Origin of the sequence: Marinomonas sp. A3A, from assembly GCF_018336955.1 — a bacterium.
GTDB lineage: Bacteria > Pseudomonadota > Gammaproteobacteria > Pseudomonadales > Marinomonadaceae > Marinomonas > Marinomonas lutimaris.
Genome location: NZ_CP025532.1, coordinates 2863444 through 2880320 on the forward strand (window position 1 = coordinate 2863444; position 16877 = coordinate 2880320).

General features: G+C 41.9%; 15 protein-coding genes. 9 read left to right on the plus strand and 6 right to left on the minus strand.

Annotated features, from left to right (window positions below; all coding sequences use genetic code 11):
- Positions 1–58: 58 nt before the first annotated feature.
- Complete coding sequence (locus tag CYL31_RS13390; protein WP_212915706.1) at positions 59–1219, minus strand: alpha-hydroxy acid oxidase; 1161 nt, start codon at positions 1217–1219, stop codon at positions 59–61.
- 114 nt (positions 1220–1333) lie between these two features.
- Here CYL31_RS13390 and CYL31_RS13395 point away from each other — a divergent pair, with 114 nt between their 5' ends.
- Positions 1334–2233: a LysR substrate-binding domain-containing protein gene (locus tag CYL31_RS13395; RefSeq protein ID WP_212915707.1), complete on the plus strand. Its 900-nt coding sequence runs from the start codon at positions 1334–1336 to the stop codon at positions 2231–2233.
- Between the two features lie 17 nt (positions 2234–2250).
- On the opposite strand, the gene CYL31_RS13400 is transcribed toward CYL31_RS13395, so the two are convergent.
- Positions 2251–2877, minus strand: a complete 627-nt coding sequence (locus CYL31_RS13400) for a TetR/AcrR family transcriptional regulator (RefSeq protein WP_212915708.1) — start codon at positions 2875–2877, stop codon at positions 2251–2253.
- Positions 2878–3003: 126 nt separating this feature from the next.
- Here CYL31_RS13400 and CYL31_RS13405 point away from each other — a divergent pair, with 126 nt between their 5' ends.
- The 4 genes from CYL31_RS13405 to CYL31_RS13420 all read left to right on the plus strand — a co-directional run bounded on the left by CYL31_RS13405 (position 3004) and on the right by CYL31_RS13420 (position 6165).
- On the plus strand, positions 3004–3885 hold the full coding sequence (locus CYL31_RS13405) for an NAD(P)-dependent oxidoreductase (protein ID WP_212915709.1): 882 nt from the start codon (positions 3004–3006) through the stop codon (positions 3883–3885).
- Positions 3886–3930: 45 nt separating this feature from the next.
- Positions 3931–4329, plus strand: coding sequence for a DUF4267 domain-containing protein (locus CYL31_RS13410; RefSeq protein ID WP_212915710.1), 399 nt, complete (start codon positions 3931–3933; stop codon positions 4327–4329).
- 43 nt (positions 4330–4372) lie between these two features.
- Positions 4373–5209 carry a MipA/OmpV family protein gene (locus CYL31_RS13415; RefSeq protein ID WP_212915711.1) on the plus strand — a complete coding sequence of 279 codons (837 nt, stop codon included), beginning with the start codon at positions 4373–4375 and terminating at the stop codon, positions 5207–5209.
- 74 nt (positions 5210–5283) lie between these two features.
- Positions 5284–6165: an alpha/beta hydrolase fold domain-containing protein gene (locus CYL31_RS13420; protein WP_212915712.1), complete on the plus strand. Its 882-nt coding sequence runs from the start codon at positions 5284–5286 to the stop codon at positions 6163–6165.
- Between the two features lie 70 nt (positions 6166–6235).
- Here CYL31_RS13420 and CYL31_RS13425 read toward each other — a convergent pair whose 3' ends face one another.
- On the minus strand, positions 6236–7519 hold the full coding sequence (locus tag CYL31_RS13425; protein ID WP_212915713.1) for a 2-hydroxycarboxylate transporter family protein: 1284 nt from the start codon (positions 7517–7519) through the stop codon (positions 6236–6238).
- 197 nt (positions 7520–7716) lie between these two features.
- On the opposite strand from CYL31_RS13425, the gene CYL31_RS13430 reads away from it, so the two are divergent.
- Positions 7717–8640, plus strand: coding sequence for a LysR substrate-binding domain-containing protein (locus tag CYL31_RS13430; RefSeq protein WP_212915714.1), 924 nt, complete (start codon positions 7717–7719; stop codon positions 8638–8640).
- Between the two features lie 36 nt (positions 8641–8676).
- Here the strand turns inward: CYL31_RS13430 and leuD are convergent, their stop codons facing one another.
- The 3 genes from leuD to CYL31_RS13445 all read right to left on the minus strand — a co-directional run bounded on the left by leuD (position 8677) and on the right by CYL31_RS13445 (position 11639).
- Positions 8677–9291, minus strand: coding sequence for a 3-isopropylmalate dehydratase small subunit (gene leuD / locus CYL31_RS13435; protein ID WP_212915715.1), 615 nt, complete (start codon positions 9289–9291; stop codon positions 8677–8679).
- 1 nt (position 9292) lies between these two features.
- Positions 9293–10711, minus strand: a complete 1419-nt coding sequence (gene leuC, locus CYL31_RS13440; protein WP_212915716.1) for a 3-isopropylmalate dehydratase large subunit — start codon at positions 10709–10711, stop codon at positions 9293–9295.
- Positions 10712–11021: 310 nt separating this feature from the next.
- A complete protein-coding gene (locus CYL31_RS13445; RefSeq protein WP_212915717.1) occupies positions 11022–11639 on the minus strand; it encodes a TetR/AcrR family transcriptional regulator in 618 nt (205 codons plus the stop codon).
- A gap of 124 nt (positions 11640–11763) precedes the next feature.
- Between CYL31_RS13445 and CYL31_RS13450 the strand changes: the two genes are divergently transcribed.
- From CYL31_RS13450 to CYL31_RS13460, 3 genes are all read left to right on the plus strand, one after another.
- Positions 11764–12492, plus strand: coding sequence for a nitroreductase family protein (locus CYL31_RS13450; RefSeq protein ID WP_212915718.1), 729 nt, complete (start codon positions 11764–11766; stop codon positions 12490–12492).
- Between the two features lie 96 nt (positions 12493–12588).
- A complete protein-coding gene (locus CYL31_RS13455; protein WP_212915719.1) occupies positions 12589–13764 on the plus strand; it encodes an efflux RND transporter periplasmic adaptor subunit in 1176 nt (391 codons plus the stop codon).
- Positions 13761–16862, plus strand: a complete 3102-nt coding sequence (locus CYL31_RS13460) for an efflux RND transporter permease subunit (protein WP_249411581.1) — start codon at positions 13761–13763, stop codon at positions 16860–16862. Before CYL31_RS13455 ends, CYL31_RS13460 begins: the two co-directional genes overlap by 4 nt.
- Positions 16863–16877 lie beyond the last annotated feature (15 nt).

The following is a 16877-nucleotide window of genomic DNA, read 5'->3' on the forward strand; positions in this document are numbered from 1 at the left end:
AAAACAAAAGCGGGATCAATACATATCGATCCCGCTTTTTTCATTACGCTACAAGTGGTTAAATCCGTTCGAGGTATTGAGCATTTAAGTCCCCAAGAGTATTCACACCAAGTAAGCCAAGATCAGCATAAAGCTCAGACTTTAACAATTGGATTGCATGGATAACACCATCATATCCACCTATTGATGCAGCATAATTAAAAGGGCGACCAATAAACGCACAGTCGGCCCCCAGAGCAATAGCCTTCAAGACGTCCGTCCCTCTACGAAACCCACTATCTATCATAATTACCATAGAATCGCCTACTGCATCGCGTATTCTTTCCAAAACACGCATAGGAGATATAGTGCCATCCAATTGCCTCCCCCCGTGATTAGAAAGAATAATACCATCAACACCCACGCTCTTAGCTTTTAACGCATCCTCGACATTTACAATACCTTTTAAAACAAGCGGCTTATCCCAAAATGAGCGAATGTCCCTAATGATTTCCCAATCTAAGTGCTCTCGACCTGAAAAGTCCCTTTCTACATGCTTTGCTATTAATGCTGTTCCTCTTTCTGCTCCAACATTTTCGAAATATGGCATGCCGTGCCTTACTATAGTTTGAAGCAAAGTTCCTATAGCCCATTTTGGATGAGTTACCCCATCCCAAAGTAAACGTAAATCAGGTTCCAAAGGCGTCTTGAAACGATTGCGTACATTGTTTTCCCTATTTGGCACAACAGAAGAGTCTACTGTCACGACCATAGTTTTAAAGCCTGCATGATTAACTCGATCAACTAATGCTAGTGCTGACTCAGCACCACGTGGCAAGTAAGCCTGAAACCAGGATTGCTCTGCTTTTTCCGCTACCTCTTCCATGCTAATTAAAGAGGAACTACTCATTATCATTGGAATATTTTGAGCTTGAGATGCCATCGCCAACTGCAGATCGCCACGATATGCTGTCAGCGCTGAAATACCCATTGGAGCAATACCAAAGGGGGCACTAAAAGTTTGATCAAAAAGCTTAATGGATGTATGACGTTTTGACACGTCATTAAGAACATGTGGAATCCAGTTCCATTCTTGAAAGCTCATAAGGTTATTTCGTAAAGATAAATTAGTTTCAGTTGCTCCGCTTACATAGCCAAATAATGGCTTAGGAAGATGTCGTCGCGCCACTTCTTCAAAATCGTCTAGACATAAAATATGTGATAAGTTTCTATGGAACATGTAATCTCCTTTATATTAAAAATATTGTTTTAATAAATACTCAATCATTCTATACATGCATTGTAGGCATACTAAAACGATTAAAAATCATTCATTTAATGAGTTATTGTAATAATGAATTTAAGAAAAATTACGCCTTCACTTTCCATGCTCATGGCTTTTGAGGCATCAGCTCGTCTTGGCAGCTTCACCCAAGCAGCCAATGAACTATCCTTAACTCAAGGAGCAATTAGTAGGCAAATCATGGCGCTAGAAAGTGCGCTAGGTTTACCGCTATTTTTACGATCAGGAAGACATGTAGAGCTAACTGAAGTAGGTCGTAGGTATGCACTCGATATAGCACCCGCGCTGGCAAGGATTAGAGGAGCAAGCACAAGAGCACTTGCTTTTCATGGTGGTGAGGAAGGTCAATTAAATTTAGGCGCACTACCTACTTTCGCATCTAAATGGTTAATTCCTAAACTTGCGGGGTTTTACCAACAACACCCAAACATGGCCATTCACATTCATTCTCGTGTGGGCGAATACGAACTTAAAGACACTGGACTTGATGCAACAATAAATGTCGGAGTAGAGCCATATGTAGGGTTAATGTCCGAGCGAATCATTATTGAGGATATGATCATAGTTGGAAGCCCTAAATTATTAGAGATCACCCCCATAAGGAACATAGAAGACTTATTTACTCATAGACTGCTACACATAATGGCAAGATCTGAGGCATGGAGAGAACTAGCAGTCCAACACAACATAAACACAAAAGGCACCTTAGCTGGACCACAATTTGAAACGACTATCCACCTTATTCAAGCTGCAGTTATGGGAATAGGTCTTGGCCTGATTGCTCGCTGCTTGGTAGAAAATGAGTTAAATAATAAGGAGCTGATCGAGTTACCTTTCTCAGGTTTATCGACTCAACGCTATTATTATTTATTATATTCTCCAGAGAAAAAAGATCATCCTGTCTTAAAAGCCTTTCGGCAATGGCTCGCAGACTACTTAGTTATTAATTAGTCCCTATATCTAATCAATTAGATATTTTTGCGCATGCAATATAGAAATAATCTCACCAGCTCTTCTTCAAACTCCTCTGTCCCTAAATAGTCCGATTGTTCCATCACGACAGAGCGAATTGTGCCAATGACTGCACGAGTCATAACGTATAAACCCACTGGTGTCATGGTCTTGAAATGCTGAGTTTGCAGTTGCGTTTTTTGAGCAAAAATGGCTTGCATCACATCGTCAATCGGTCGCGAAAGCTCTTGTGACAAACCATTGGCAACCAAAGCTTCGATTAATACCTTTCGTGCTCGCTGACGTCCACCAAAGGCTTTCAATAAGGAACGAACAACCACACGTGCTAACTCATTCTCATTAGAAGCGTACTCAGCTGTGATATTTTTAATAATAACGCCGCTTACTTTTCCCAGCTCTCGTCTTGCTAACGCCACCAAAATGGCGTTTTTATTCGGAAAGTATTGGTACAAGGTGCCAATACTAATGCCAGCCAGCCCAGCAATGGCATTTGTATTAAATTTATCCAAACCTTTTGTCTGTAAAATCCGAGCAGCCGCTTCAAAAATGACTTCTATGGTTTCTTCAGAACGCACTTGTTTTGGTTTTTTTCTATATGGATCAATAGCTTGATCTTCCTTCATGCAAACCTCTATAAGTATAAAAATGCGAGTATTTAAATATGAGCAATACTCATATTATATCCCTACATTCGATGCTTTGCTTAGGTTTAAGTGTCACAACAAACAACGACATTAGGAGACTATATTATGAAAATTGCCTTTTTAGGACTTGGACGAATGGGTACTGGCATGGCAACTCGTTTAGCCGAATCTGGTGAGCATTCATTAACTGTATGGAATCGCAGCCAGGACAAAGCTCTCCCTTTTGCGTCATTAGGTGCTCGGGTGGCAAACAGCCCATCTGACGCCGTTGAAGATGCTGATATTGTTATTACAAGCTTATTGGATGATAAATCCATCGCTGCCTTGTTCCACTACCAAAGCCCTGTTTTGTCAGCAATGAAGAAAAACAGTATCCATTTGTGTGTAACGACTATTTCCCCACTCTATGCCGATCAACTGCAAGCACTGCATGACGCTCATGGCACTCGTTATGTTTCTGGCCCTGTTGTCGGACGTCCGGACGCCTCTGCGGCGGGGAAACTGGTGCAGTTTTTGGCTGGTGACGAAAGTGCCGTTGCGGTAGCAAAAAACACTTGCGGTGTATTTGCAGAACAAATCATGTGTTTGTCCGGTCCTGCAAGCACTGCCAACAGTCAGAAGCTTTGTATTAACTTTTTTGTCGCGTCACTCATTGAATCCATGGGCGAATGTTTTACCTTCGGTGAAAAGCTTGGAGTGCCACGCGAAAATCTGGCGTTTTTCTTAGAAAAAATACTTCCTTTGCCTGGTGTGAAAGTATACGTCGATAAAATTTTTAAACGCGATACCAACAGTGGCACAGGCTTCACTATGACGGCGGGCAGAAAAGATCTTGCTTTGATGCTGGATGCCGCCTCTTCTGTTCAATGCCCTCTCGACATAGCCAGTGTTATAGCGAACAAAATGGACATGGCGATCGAGCAAGGAATGGAAGACAAAGACTGGAGCGCCATCCAAGAAATTACACGTCAACGCGCGGGAATGTAACTCAGATCGTTTTTCGTCACTCAATCAGTAAACTAGGAGCATGATATGCCACATTTAAAAAGGTTTACCAACCTAAAAGCACCGTCATTATCAGCACGTATCATCACCATTACGGTTGCGCTCGTTTGGCTGAGCATTGGAATACTTGAGGTTCTGTCTCCTGCGGGATGGGATGCAACGTTTGGAATCCCTCTTACTAGCCCAGATGGACTGTATTTTGTCCAAGCAGTAGGGTCACGAAACATTGCCATCAGCCTCATTGCTATTTTCGCAGCCCTTACTGGTATGAGAGGCGCTCTAGTCGCCGTTTTTGCAGGTATCGCTTTAATTGCTTCACTCGATTTCTATGTTGTTAGCTCTGCAATGGGGGCAATTCATGCCCTTAAACATGCGTTCTTTATTTTACTGATGAGCGGAATCTCTATTTGGGTTGCCTTATCTTGATCAGAACGACAAACAAACACACATATTTTTAGAGGAATAAGACATGCTATTTTCAAATTTTAGTAATACCAACAGGTTTATTAGCGCAAAACAGATCACAGGCTTTGCAATGGTTTTTGCTTTACTAACGCCTTTCGCAGCGCAAGCAGAAAACACCAATAACCAAACTAGTGCAGATGCCGCCACCAGCCAAACAAAATGGGGATTGGGAGTTGGGGCTATGAGCTCACAAAAACCTTACACCAATATGGATAGAGACAATCTTGCCCTTCCATTAGTTTATATCGAAAACGATTGGATACGGGTATTCGGTTTAAGTGCTGAGTTAAAGGTCTACAACCAACCTATCACAGACTCACAAAATCTTGATTTTCGCCTTCTTGCACGCCTTGATGGCAGCGGCTACGAATCCGATGACGCAGACATTCTGGATGGTATGGATAAACGTAAAGGAGGGCTTTGGACAGGGGCAAAAGTAACATGGCATAACGAATTCATTGATGTTAGCACCGATTGGCAAGCGGATACATCCGGAGACAGTGACGGACAAATGGTCAATATTGGCCTAGAAAAAACATGGCGGGTGACACCAAAAGTCATGTTAACACCACGCTTTACGACTTCTTGGATGAATGATAAATACGTCGATTATTACTTCGGTGTTAAAAACAGTGAAGCCAACTCTGATCGCGCAGCCCATCAAGGTGATGCCGCCATCAATACCGAGCTAGGCGCACGAGCAACCTATATTGTCGATAAACAGCAATCTGTTTTACTCGACGTAGGCGTCACTTTCCTTGCTGATGAGATTCAAGATAGCCCGCTTGTTGATAGCTCTACAACCAACAAAATCACGTTAGGTTATTTGTATCGCTTTTAACCAATGTAACAATAGAACTAGACAGTTAATTTAGTCTAGTTCTATCTCTTATTTCAAAGCAAGAGGAATAAAAAATGGCCAGTGTAACCGCAAGAGTCATTAGCTATGTAATGGGAAAAACAGGTTTTTTCCGTCGTTTACCTACAGATATGTCTGACTTTGCAGGTTTTCAAGCAAAGCAGCTCAACAGCGCAAATGGGCCCTCAGCCAAGAATCATAGAGCCTGCCTAATAGAAGAAAGCGCTTTTCAAGGACATACTGTCTGGACTCTCACCCCCAATGATCAAGCGATAAAAGCACATGTTCTTTATTGGCATGGCGGTGCTTATATCTACCCGCCTACCTCCGCCCATTGGGATTTTTTAGCACGCATGGCCGCTATTTATGGTTGGCATATTACCGTGCCACTTTACCCTCTCGCTCCACACTCAACCGTGGCATGCGTTACCGATTTCGCACTTAGTTTCATGCGTTATTGGATGGCTCAACCAAGAATGAAGCAACGCATTGTAGCGGGAGACTCAGCCGGTGGCGGACTGGCTGCAGCGACTTTAATCGCTGCAAGAAATCATGGTGTCCCAATGCCAGACAAAGCCATTTTGATCAGCCCTTGGTTAAAGCTCACTCCTGATCACCCTGAACAACGAGTAATAGAACCACATGACGCCATCTTATCCATAAAAGGCTTACGCGCAGCAGGAGACATGTACGTTGGTGATGTAGGCCAAAATGATCTTCGTGCTAACCCACTTAAGGACAATTGGTCGAATCTACCACCATTGTTGGTATTTGGTGGCGGTAACGATATTTTGGTAACGGATACTCGTACACTCAAATCAAACCTACCAAACATACTGTATGAAGAGCATGAAGATTTGATGCATGACTGGCCAATCTTATTTTTCCCTGAAAGCCGTAAAGCACAAGAAAAAATGGCGGATTTTTCAATAATATAGTTAAGATCAAAGTAGCCCTACATATCATACTTTCACAAATAAAGTTCTTGTTATGCAGGGCTCAATTAATTTATAAAAAGAAGCTAACAATCATCCCAGATAACAATAAGATGAAAGCCCCACCCAATCGAGAACTAATTTGCGCAAAAGGCATTAAATTCATTCTTTTTGCGGCAGAAAGAACTGCAACATCCCCCGTGCCTCCCATATTTGCCATACATAATCCTGCAGTAATAGCTGACTCTATTGGATAAAAACCAACTAAACGTCCGAACAGTCCAGCACCAAAAGCGGCCCCCAGCACAACTGCAAAAACGATAGTAATATATTCAATTGATAACGCATTGATCACGGTTTCAAGATTTGTATAAGCAATACCAATACCAAAAAGCTGAGCCAAAGTTAAATTCTTAGCAACAAAACTAAACCACTGAGACGATGAATCGGTAATAATCTTGGGAACAAGATTAAAGACTTTAGCGATTGCTACCACTATAATCATTAATGCGTAAGTATGAAGAGGTATGAAAGTACTTAATATAGACCCTAAAAGATAGAAAGCAATAGCAACCACTAATCCTATCCCCATTTTCCTTAAATCTAGTTTTTGCTCCTCTTCATCAATACTTATTCCTGACATTATTTTACCCTGTCCACTTAATGTAGGAATTTTCTCTCCTAACTTATTTAAAAGACTTGCTATAATAATGGAGAAAACATTACCAAGAGCTAAAGCTGGAACAAGAAGGGAAATATAATAACTGGCGGGCTGACCTAACAATTGCTCATATACTTGACTCATTGGTATTGCACCAGCTCCCATCCCTCCGCCCATGATAGGCAATGCAATAACCAAAACAGAATCTTGTAAAGAGTAACTGAAGAACGCACCTACGATAGTCGCAAAAAAAACTGCACATAAGGTAGCCCCAATAATTGGGATAAAATACCTTCCACCTATTTTAATTAGTGCTTTAGAGTCCATACCTAAAATGCTGCCCGCTATTAGGGCAACAATATAGAAATTCAAAAAACCACCAACTTTCATAAAATTAGTAATGTTTTCGCTTATCTTAGAAGGCAGCACATTAAAATAAACAAGAGATGCGGCACCAAAAATAGCTAAAATAACACCACCACCTAGATAAGATTTCAATATAGGCACTCTATCACCTACAAAACCCAAAACCTCACCAAACACAAGCATAACCAATAAACTTCCAGTTAAACCAGCAGGAATAACTTCTAAATAAATGGAAACGATAAGAAGAGCAGAAATACAAAAAAAATACTGCCATGGAAGACCATATATTTTTTGATTAAATATAGAGTTCGAAATTAAATTAACTTTCATAAAAACCTGACCTATAAATCAAATAAACTTATAATTGAAATAAGAATAAAAACATTAAATTACTAATTTAGTTCAGGTTTTTCTAAGTGAGTTTGACATTTTCAAATACCTTTTGTTTTTATAGTTGATATTTCACTTACCATAAGCAAGCAAAATCTATAATATAGCAACCTAAAACATAAATTAATGGGTATTTTATGACTTATAAAAACACAATTCGTGAACAATGGCCATTACCTGAGGACTTACGCGTTTTTATTACAGTGATTCGCAAACAAAGTTTTGCAGGGGCAGCCGATGAACTCGGCGTTTCTCCAGCCTATATTAGCAAGCGCATTCAAGTCTTAGAAACGACGCTTCAAACTAAATTATTACATCGATCCACTAGGCGATTAGCATTAACAGACGATGGTGAAAAAGCAAGGCTGTGGGCCACTCGCCTTTTAGGAGATCTGAACGATTTTGTGGATGATTTATCATTATCAAAGCTCACTCCTAGAGGGCATATTTATATCACCAGTACATTTGGTTTTGGTCGTAATCATGTTGCTCCCGCAGTCTCTGATTTGGCAGAAAAATATCCAGAATTAGATATTAGATTAGAAGTTTCAGATAAATCTATTGACCTCATCAGTGAAGGTTTTGATCTTGAAATTCGAATAGGCAATGATTTACCAGAACAACATATATGCAAAAAGCTAATTAGTAACAAACGCGTAATATGTGCCTCTCCTAAATATATATCAAAATATGGTGAGCCCAAAAATATTGATGAACTAACTCATCATAACTGTCTAGTAATAAAAGAAAGAAATAACCCTTTTGGTGTTTGGTTAGTTAGTAGTAATGATGAGCAGAAAACCATTAAAATAAATGGTTCATTATCTTCAAATAATGGAGAGATTGTATTGCAGTGGGCCTTACATGGACGAGGGCTAATTTTACGCTCTTTATGGGATGTAAAACCATTTTTAGATGATGGCTCTTTAGTACAAGTCCTTACAGAATATAGTCAAGATGCTAACGTATGGGCAATATACCCAACAAGGCTATCTAATTCAGCTAAACTGCGCGTTTGCGTGGAATTTCTTGAAGAACATTTTAAAACCCTATCTATTTAGAAGAGGTCGCCATAAAAATAAGGCGACCTTTACAACTTATATTAGCCAAGGATTATCAAGTAAGTGCTGCTCTTCAAACTTCTTTATTTCCAACTCCTTCTGTAACGTAGTATCTATAGCATCTAATCCTAAAATTAGCTGCTCTTTTCGTAATGGGTCTATATCAAATAAAAAACGGGATTTATCAGCCATTAATACTTCCTGCTTTTCTAAGTTAATACTCAAAAAAGAGAAAATTTCCGACTGAATTATCTCACCTATTTTTTTAACTTCTTCAGCCTTCAATTGAACTAGCAACACACCATTACGTTGACAATTATCAAAGAATATTCCCGCAAAGGTCGTACCGATAATAGCCTTTATCCCCAATTGCTTCAGTCCCCATACAGCATGCTCACGACTAGATCCACATCCAAAGTTTTCACCAACAACAAGAATACTTGAATCATCCCAAGGAGCTTTATTCAAAATAAAATCTGGATTAGGTGAGCCATTTTTCAAAAAACGAAGATCAAAAAACACGCCTTTATCTAGGCCACTACGATCAATTCCTTTTAAAAACTGCTTAGGCATAATTACATCTGTATCTACATTCGCGGTCATTAATGGAGCCGCAATACCATCATAAGAAATTAAAGATTTAGAATCCATATCATGCTCCATTATGTAGTTGAATGCTGGTAAGGTGTCCAGAGATAGCTGCAGCTGCAACCATTGCAGGACTCATAAGGTGAGTTCTAGCCCCAGCCCCCTGACGACCTTCAAAGTTTCGATTGGTACTTGAAGCACAACGATCTCCTGGCTCTAGTACATCATCATTCATAGCAAGACACATAGAGCAACCTGATTGACGCCATTCAAATCCTGCTTTAATAAATATGTCAGCGATGCCTTCTTGTTCAGCTTGCATTCGGACTTTAGTAGAACCCGGAACAATAATAGCTCTTACGCCTTTTGCGACTTTTTGCTCTCCAACAATACGGGCTGCATCCCTTAAATCTTCAATACGAGCATTAGTACACGAACCTATAAAGGCATGACTAATTTTCACTTCCGAAATAGGACAACCAGCAGTTAAGTCCATATATTGAAGTGCTCTTTGCATACCAAGTCTTTTCACTTCATCTTGTTCAGTTAAAGGATCTGGAATACTTTCCGAGATCATAATTGCTTGATCAGGACTGGTTCCCCAAGTGACCATCGGAGACAAATCAGTTACATTAAGATCTACTGTTAAATCAAATGATGCTCCGGGATCACTTGCTAAATGGCGCCATTTATCAACAGCTTTTTTCCAAAGCTCACCTTTAGGAACTCTAGGTTTATCTACTAAATATTGAAATACCTTTTCATCGGGAGCCATAAATGCACCACGAGCACCCGCTTCAACGGCCATGTTACAAATGGTCATTCTCGCTTCAACACTTAATGAATTGATAACAGGACCTGAAAATTCGATAGCATAACCCGTTGCTCCAGAGGCACCAATGTTACGAATAAGTGCCATAATGATATCTTTAGAAGTAATGTTTTCAGACATGTCGCCATGTACATAAACCAACATGGTTTTTAGCCGTTTATAAACTAAAGTCTGAGTAGCAAGTAAATGTTCAATTTCCGATGTGCCAATGCCAAACCCAAAGGCACCTAAAGCCCCATAAGTTGTTGTGTGGCTGTCTCCTGCTGCTACCACCATCCCGGGTAAAATAAATCCTTGCTCAGGAGCCACTACATGCTCGATTCCTTGCCTGCTATCCAACACATCAAAAAGCTCTAGACCAAAGTCCTTACAGTTTTTTTCAAAGTAAGTAACTTGATTCGCCCCACCTGGATCTGTAATAGCCGCAATGCGATTAGGTGACGTAGGATTGACATGATCCACTACACACAATGTAGCCGAGGGTCGCCACACCTCTCGATTTGCCTCTCTTAGTCCACTGAAAGCTTGTGGACTTGTGTATTCATTGGCAACTTGACGATCAACATATAAAAGAACATGTCCCTTATCATCAAGTCTGCAAACAGTATGAGAGTCTATGTGTTTGTCATATAGTGTTTTTGGCTGATTCATTCTGAATATCTCGCTTTTTATTTTGATCTTTAGCAGTACTGCATATCAGCATATTGAATTCAAATTGTTTATCAATATCAAAAATATAAGCATATGATTCACACTTCGTGTTTAAACTACAAAACTAACGGCCTTATCAATTATTTACTGAAACATACTAAAGACATTAGCTAATCGAAAAAGAACCCTGAGAAAAGCGTTTAAGCTAAGGAAAGTACGAATTTGAAGGAAGGAATGTAGGTACCTTTCAAAGAAACACATAACATTTTCTCTGAAAGGCCCAAAACAAGAGAGCATGTTCGCACCTTTTCTAAACAGGTCGAACCAAAAAACGCTCCAATAAAGTCACCAACTCCGTTGTTAAAGCTGCTTCCGAGAGCATATGGGGTCGACTGGATATCACTTCATTTATCACCGCATCAATAGACACACCAATAATATAAATCGACAGTTTTCGGTCTGGCACATTCACCATGTGAGGTTCTAAGATAAATAAAAGCCGATCACGCAATTCGGTTGCTTCGTCTAAAACGGACCTCACCGTAAACGGAATTTCTTTATTAAGGACTTTGTGAACCTCTGGCTCCATTTGGTGCTTTTTAACAAGCACGTCAATAATCTCCGTAAGCACTTCCCTAAAAGTAAGTCCAGCAGGTAAATTACTAAGGGTATTCAACAAGTCTGTGCGCATATCGTCAGAATGCCGTTTTTGCAATTCTGCAACGATTGATTCTTTATTGGGAAAGAATTGGTACAACGAACTAATGTTCACGCCCGCTCGCTCTGCAATGGCGTTTGTCGTAAAACCGCCCCATCCTGACTTCATCAAAATGTAAGTAGAAGCTTGAATAATAGCGTCCACGGTTGCTTTAGAACGCTTCTGTACAGGCATTTTACGCGACTTTGAGGGCTCTTTTTTGTTGTCCAAAACACGCTCCTGAATGCAAGTTTTCAAAATTAAAGTAATAGCTTACTATTTATTCATCAAGATAAGCAACAAAACAGATACATCAATCAACCCACCACTAAGACAACACAAAAAGAGTAACAAGATGAATAAGCAAACAGACTCACTAAACTGGGGTATTTTCCAATCAATAAACCATCATCGCAGAGCGATAAGAGATTTTAGCAGTCAACAAATATCAGAGGACGAGATCTACGCGATACTAACCGAAGCACAACTCGCGCCATCCAGCGTTAACCTTCAGCCATATCAATTCCATTGGGTAAGAGATTCAGCTAAAAAAATCGAAGTAGCTCAGTTTTGTAACGGTCAAAAAGCCGCTACAACCGCCGCTGAGATTATTGTTATCGTTGCCAATACAGACTATGCGCGTCAGACGATTGTCGAGCAGCTTACCAACATTGATCGCTCAACGACCATGCCGGATAAATCAAAGGACTATCATCGAAAAATTTTAACCAAATTTGACAAAATATTAAAAATAGGTGGTTTGCCAATCTGGACACCCATCGTTTCACTTCTATCGATGTTACGCCCTTGCCTTTCTTTACTACCAATTGGGCATTTGGGCAGTCGTCATTGGGCCGCCAGAAACGCAACCTTTGCAGCACAAACTTTAATGCTTGCAGCATCTGCAAAAGGCATTGATTCATGCCCGATGGAAGGTTTTTCGGCTGCAAAATTAAGCAGACTTCTCGATCTTCCTCGCGGCGCTGTTATTCCAGTTGTGATCGCTCTGGGCTATCGATCAGAAAATGCCAGAGTGGAAGAACAATCACGCCGCACTTTAAAAACCATCACCATAGAACACTAAATAAAGCACCAGTAAGTGTTGGGTAAGAGTTAACGAATTAACCTAAACCTTTAATTAGCCAGTATTACCTAACAACCGCACAGAGGAATAACCGTAATGAGTATTACCAAGCGATGGGGGACAACAAAAATATCAACACACAAAAATGTGCTGCTTATCGCTCTAGTGGCGAGCAGTAGCCTAGTTGCAGCACTGTATTTTTCGTCGCCAGTTCAAGCATCCGACAACATCATAAAAGCAGAAGCCGCACTCACTGTGACGACGTCAAAAGTACGCTCACTAGAGTGGCATAGTAGCCTTCAAGCATCGGGAGACATTGTCGCTTGGCAGGAAGCCATTATTGGCGCCCAACTTACCGGATTACAATTAGCAGACGTCTTAGTTGACGTTGGTGATCAAGTAAAAAAAGGACAAATTATTGCTCGCTTTAATAGCGCCAGCCTTATTAATGAAAGAGCCCTATTAAAAGCGAATCTCGATGAAGCCTCTGCTTTAGTGACACAAGCTTACGTAGATTACAAAAGAGCCTTCGCCCTTAGCCAAACAGGTGGTATCAGCAGACAAAACTTGTTACAAGCCGAAACCCAGAAACAGACCACAGCCGCTGCAGTAGCGGCGGTTAAAGCTCAACTCGCATCGAACACGCTGCAATTGAGCTATATCAATGTTGTTGCCCCTGACGATGGCGTTATTAGTTCGCGCTCCGCGACGCTTGGTGCTATTGGCTCAGTGGGACAAGAATTGTTTCGCCTCATTAGAGACAATCGAATTGAATGGCATGGTCAATTTACTGCGATGCAAGCAACTCAGCTAGCTGTAGGTCAAAAAGTGACACTTGATCTTGCCAATAACAGTACGGCGACAGCGTATGTACGCCAGATTTCACCCACGATGAACCCAGAGACCCGAATGATCACAGCGTACGCGGCGATTGAGCCAAACAGCAAAGCACGTGCCGGTATGTTTGCCACTGGTAATATTCAACTTAATAAAACATCGGCGCTTGTTGTGCCTGCAGCCAGTGTGGTTATTCGTGATGGCCGCAGCTATGTCTTTGAGCTAGTTGCAGCAACTCAGCAAGTGATACAACGCCCTGTCGAAGTAGCACGCCGCCAAGGCGATTATGTCGAAGTCACAGGTAAAATACAGGCCGACGCTACCGTCATAAATCAAGGGGCTGGCTTTCTTAGCGAAGGCGATATTGTAAAAGTAGTAAGTGAAAGCACATCAAGCATTGACTCAGCAATATCGCAAAAGCAGGAGACACTATGAGCAAGTTGACTGAAAATTTCGCCACTTGGTCTATTCGAAACCCTATCCCAACGATTTTATTGTTTGTTTTATTATCCATCGCAGGTATCAAAAGCTTCCAACAACTTTCTATTGCCGAATTTCCTGATATTCAATTGCCCACTGTTGTAGTTGTGTTATCGCAACCAGGTGCCGCTCCCGCTCAACTTGAAACAGAGGTTGCTAGAAAAGCAGAAGATGCATTAGCAACCTTGTCTGGACTTCGCCATATACAAACCGCGATCACCGACGGTGTTGTTAACATACGCGTTGAGTTTATCTTAGAGAAATCCCTTTCCGACGCGCTAATTGAGGCCAAAAACGCACTAGACAGTATTCGCTCTGATCTACCAGATGATCTATTAGAACCATCGGTGAGCGCCGAAACGGTTGGTACTGACACTCTACTCACTTATGCAATCAGTGCTCCGCGCATGAGCGAAGAAGCACTCTCTTGGTATATCGACAATACTATCAGCAAGCATGTTTTGAGTGTGCCAGGACTTGGTCGTTTTGAGCGAGTGGGTGGTGTACAGCGAGAAATACGCATTGGATTAGATCCGACCAAATTAACGGGACTTGGTGCGACAGCAAGTGATGTGTCCCAAGCCCTTAGTAATGCCCAGTTAGAATCTTCTGGCGGCAGAATGCAGCTGGGAAATATGGAGCAATCGGTTCGTACCATAGCAACCGTGAAAACAGCGGCAGAATTAAACGCCTTCCCGATTGTACTGGCAGATGGCCGTCAATTACGACTAGACCAAGTGGCCAACGTACAAGACACAACCGCAGAACGCAGCCAAATAGCACTTTTAGATGGCCAAGCCGTCGTAGGCTTCCAAGTCTATCGAGCCAATGGCTTTGATGAGACAAAAATCGCAGCGGGCATTAAAAAAGAACTTGAAGATCTAAAAGCCAAAGACGCAGTGGATTTCACGTTGGTGTATGACAAGGTTTCTCAAACCGAAGAGCAGTATACCGGCTCGATGAATATGCTGTTCGAAGGCGCTTTTTTGGCAGTATTGATTGTTTGGTGGTTTCTACGTGACTGGCGCGCGACGCTAATAGCGGCAACGGCATTACCTCTCTCCATTTTGCCAACTTTCGCCGCGATGTATTTCCTTGATTACTCATTAAACACACTCACCCTACTCGCGCTTGCCGTGATTGTTGGCATTCTGGTGGATGACGCGATTGTTGAAATAGAAAACATCGAACGTCACGCTAGCATGGGGAAAGACATCAAGAAAGCCGCTGGAGACGCTGTTACGGAAATCGCCTTAGCGGTTATGGCAACCACCATGACGCTTGTTATGGTATTCGCCCCAACCGCCATGATGAGTGGTGTAACAGGACTGTTCTTCAAACAGTTTGGCTGGACAGCGGTGGTCGCCGTGTTGTCATCCTTGTTGGTCGCACGCTTATTAACGCCTATGATGGCAGCCTATTTGCTAAAACCAAAAGCACATAAAGTAGACAAAAAACAAGGAAAGCTGCTGACGTTTTACTTGTCTATTGTGCAGTGGACTTTAGCCCATCGCTTTACCACATTGATTGCTACTTTTGTGATTTTTGCCGCCTCTATTTCCTTAGTGCCGCTGTTAAATACTGGGCTCATGCCTGCCTCTAATACTAAGTATACCAGTGTCAATATTGAACTCGCGCCAGGCAGCGCCTTCAATACAACGTTGGAAAAATCAGAGGAGGCGAGAAAAGCACTCATGGAAGTTGCTGGCATTGACCACGTATTTACAACCGTTGGTGTTGCAGGTGGCGAAGGCTCAAGTGGCGATATCCGCAAAAGTAAATTGACGTTGATCTTAAAAGAACGTGGTGAGCGAGCGACACAAAGTGAGATTGAGAAAACCTTACGTAGCGTTTTAATTAATGTACCGGGTGCAAGGTTTTCTGTCGGCGGTGGACTAGGACAAGAGTTATCACTCATTCTTGCCAGTGACGACAACGCTGCACTTAAAGCCAATGCGGACAGTCTGTTAAAAGAACTACGTGGTGTAAGCGGCATCTCAAACATTGAATCTACAGCAAGTTTAGAACGCCCTGAAATCATTGTGCGACCGGATTTACAGCGTGCTGCAGAACTTGGCGTATCCACGTCCGCCATTGGCGATACGATTCGCATTGCGACCAGTGGTGATTACGATTCTCAGCTTGCTAAGCTGAATTTGGATGCTCGACAAGTTTATATTCGTGTGCAGTTGGCCGATAGCCATCGACTCGATATGGAGACACTGAATAATCTGCGTGTGCCAGGACGTGACGGACGCCTTATTCCTCTTTCCAGTGTGGCTTCCCTTTCCTTTGAAAGCGGACCATCACAAATAGATCGATATGATCGTGAGCGCTTTATTACTATCAATGCAAAACTCAATGGACGCGCATTAGGCGATGTGGTCAGTGCTGTTTATGCGTTACCTACTATCAAAGGACTGCCTGATAACGTACACCTCACGGAAGCGGGTGATGCAGAACTAATGAACGAATTAAGTTCGGGATTTAGCACGGCGATTATTACTGGGTTGCTGTGTGTATTGTGTGTGCTGATTCTGTTGTTTAAAGACTTTTTACAGCCCATCACCATCTTGTCAGCCATTCCTTTATCGTTGGGCGGCGCCTTTGTTGCCTTATTGTTAGCAGACAGTGAATTAGATATTCCATCGATGATTGGCTTAATTATGCTCATGGGGATTGTCACCAAAAACTCTATTTTACTGGTGGAGTATGCCGTGATGTCGATGAAACAGCATGGGGTAACTATGTACGACGCTTTGGTCGATGCCTGTCACAAAAGGGCACGCCCTATCATCATGACCACCGCGGCAATGATTGCCGGCATGCTGCCGATTGCCATTGGTTTAGGCGCTGACGCAAGCTTTCGGCAACCTATGGCCATTGCGGTGATTGGTGGACTCATTACCTCCACACTTTTGAGTTTGTTGGTTGTCCCAGTGGTGTTTACCTACATGCACGACATTGAGCACAAATTCGTCTCTTTATTCAAAGGTAAATCGTCGATTAAACACGACGCGCCTAATCACAACCGCATAATAGACAGCAAATAGTAGTGAATTTAAGGG

Coding starts and splice junctions, on each gene's coding strand:
- CYL31_RS13390 (WP_212915706.1), bottom strand. CDS start 1,219: ATGTTCCATAGAAACTTATCACATATTTTATGTCTAGACGATTTTGAA.
- CYL31_RS13395 (WP_212915707.1), top strand. CDS start 1,334: ATGAATTTAAGAAAAATTACGCCTTCACTTTCCATGCTCATGGCTTTT.
- CYL31_RS13400 (WP_212915708.1), bottom strand. CDS start 2,877: ATGAAGGAAGATCAAGCTATTGATCCATATAGAAAAAAACCAAAACAA.
- CYL31_RS13405 (WP_212915709.1), top strand. CDS start 3,004: ATGAAAATTGCCTTTTTAGGACTTGGACGAATGGGTACTGGCATGGCA.
- CYL31_RS13410 (WP_212915710.1), top strand. CDS start 3,931: ATGCCACATTTAAAAAGGTTTACCAACCTAAAAGCACCGTCATTATCA.
- CYL31_RS13415 (WP_212915711.1), top strand. CDS start 4,373: ATGCTATTTTCAAATTTTAGTAATACCAACAGGTTTATTAGCGCAAAA.
- CYL31_RS13420 (WP_212915712.1), top strand. CDS start 5,284: ATGGCCAGTGTAACCGCAAGAGTCATTAGCTATGTAATGGGAAAAACA.
- CYL31_RS13425 (WP_212915713.1), bottom strand. CDS start 7,519: ATGAAAGTTAATTTAATTTCGAACTCTATATTTAATCAAAAAATATAT.
- CYL31_RS13430 (WP_212915714.1), top strand. CDS start 7,717: ATGACTTATAAAAACACAATTCGTGAACAATGGCCATTACCTGAGGAC.
- leuD (WP_212915715.1), bottom strand. CDS start 9,291: ATGGATTCTAAATCTTTAATTTCTTATGATGGTATTGCGGCTCCATTA.
- leuC (WP_212915716.1), bottom strand. CDS start 10,711: ATGAATCAGCCAAAAACACTATATGACAAACACATAGACTCTCATACT.
- CYL31_RS13450 (WP_212915718.1), top strand. CDS start 11,764: ATGAATAAGCAAACAGACTCACTAAACTGGGGTATTTTCCAATCAATA.
- CYL31_RS13455 (WP_212915719.1), top strand. CDS start 12,589: ATGAGTATTACCAAGCGATGGGGGACAACAAAAATATCAACACACAAA.
- CYL31_RS13460 (WP_249411581.1), top strand. CDS start 13,761: ATGAGCAAGTTGACTGAAAATTTCGCCACTTGGTCTATTCGAAACCCT.